Here is a 1,884-nt window from a genome sequence, read left to right on the forward strand (position 1 = left end):
ACAGTGAATAGCCGATTAGACGTGAAGCAATCTTGTTTCAAAAATAATCAAACCGTCAGTCAGACAACATAGCGAACGAGCAATTATGGAACAACAACAAAATAAATATATCAGTGCCTTAGACATTGGTACGTCCAAGGTCATCGCCTTAATCGGCGAGATTCGGGAAGATAATGAAATCCACATTGTCGGCTTGGGCCAAAGTCCTTCACGCGGCCTGCGTGCAGGTATGGTGACCAATATCGATGCTACCGCGCAAGCCATTCGTCAGGCGGTAGAAGATGCCGAGTTGATGGCAGATACCAAAATTTCCCACGTTGTCACCGGTATTGCCGGTAACCATATCCGCAGCCTGAACTCACAAGGCGTGGTCAAAATTAAAGATGGCGAAGTATCGCAAGCCGACATCGATCGTGCCATCGAAACAGCCAAAGCCATCAATATTCCGCCTGATCACAACATCTTGCATACCGTGGTTCAAGAGTACATCATCGACAACCAACCCGGTGTGAAAGAGCCTATCGGCATGAGCGGCGTGCGTTTGGACACCCGCGTACACATCATTACCGGTGCGAACACTGCTTTGCAAAATATCCAAAAATGTATCCAACGCTGCGGCCTGCAAATGGATCAAATCATGCTTCAGCCTTTGGCGAGCGGTCACGCTGTTTTGACTGAAGACGAAAAAGATTTGGGCGTGTGCGTCATCGATATCGGTGGTGGTACAACCGACATCGCGGTTTATACCAATGGCGCCATCCGCCATACCGCGGTTATTCCCGTTGCCGGCGATTTGATTACCAAAGACTTGGCGCAAGCCCTGCGTACGCCGCACAGTGCCGCTGAGTACATCAAAATCCATTACGGTGCCGCCATTCCGACTATGGACGGCTTGGATGAAATGATTGAAGTTCCTAGTGTTGGCGACCGTCAATCACGTCAAATTTCACGCCGCGTATTGGCTGAAATCATCGGCCCGCGCGTAGAAGAGATTTTGGAATTGACGCTGAACGAATTGCGCCGTTCCGGCTTCCCAGAAGAAGTGTTGACTTCTGGTATCGTTTTGACCGGTGGTGCCTCTATGTTGACCGGTATTGTTGAGTTGGCGGAAGAAGTCTTTAATTTGCCGGCACGTATCGGTGTTCCACAAGAAATGGGCGGCGTATCCGAGCGTATTCGCAATCCACGCTATTCAACAGCAATTGGCCTGCTTCAGACGGCCTATGCTGCCGAAGAGGGTGAACAAACCAGCCGAACCGGTGCAATTGCCCTGAATGATTCAGGCAAAAAAATGGGTCTGTGGGAAAAAATCCAAAGATTCTTCAGAGACAATTTCTGATAAAAGTTTTCAGGGCAGGCGGTGTAGCAACCGTTTGTCCTGAATATTTAAGTGGAATTAAACGGTTTTAAATAATTGCTAAGTGGATAATTTAAAACTTGTATATTTTCTGTTAAAAAATGTAGTAAAAATATAACGCCGACAGCCGAATGGTAAGAAGATTTTTGCCAGTATCTGGATACTTCTTATATAATACGGATAATGAGTTATTTTTGAACCGTCCTTATAAAGCGGGGCGCGGAGGATTATTGAATGGAATTTGTTTACGACGTAGCAGAATCAGCAACGAGCCCTGCTGTTATTAAAGTTATCGGTTTGGGCGGCGGCGGCTGTAATGCCATCAACAACATGGTTGCCAACACTATTCATGGTGTTGAGTTCATCAGTGCCAATACCGATGCGCAATCATTGGCAAAAAACAATGCGGCTAAACGCATTCAATTGGGTACAAACCTGACTCGCGGTTTGGGTGCCGGTGCAAATCCTGAAATCGGCCGCGCCGCTGCTCAAGAAGATCGCGAAGCCATCGAAGATGCCATCCGCGG

General features: G+C 47.6%; 1 protein-coding gene and 1 pseudogene. Both read left to right on the forward strand.

From position 1 onward, the window contains the following. Positions 1-85 precede the first annotated feature (85 nt). The gene (gene ftsA, locus ACTHUT_RS19395) at positions 86-1,339 is read left to right on the forward strand and encodes a cell division protein FtsA (RefSeq protein WP_003682483.1); all 1,254 of its coding nucleotides are present in this window, start codon (positions 86-88) and stop codon (positions 1,337-1,339) included. Between the two features lie 252 nt (positions 1,340-1,591). Continuing rightward, positions 1,592-1,884 (forward strand): annotated as a pseudogene (locus ACTHUT_RS19400) (cell division protein FtsZ); the annotation flags it as partial.

Source organism: Neisseria sp. P0022.S010, from assembly GCF_051956635.1.

Bases quoted from the DNA above. Each gene is read 5' to 3' on its own strand.
- ftsA (WP_003682483.1), top strand. From the start codon at position 86: ATGGAACAACAACAAAATAAATATATCAGTGCCTTAGACATTGGTACG.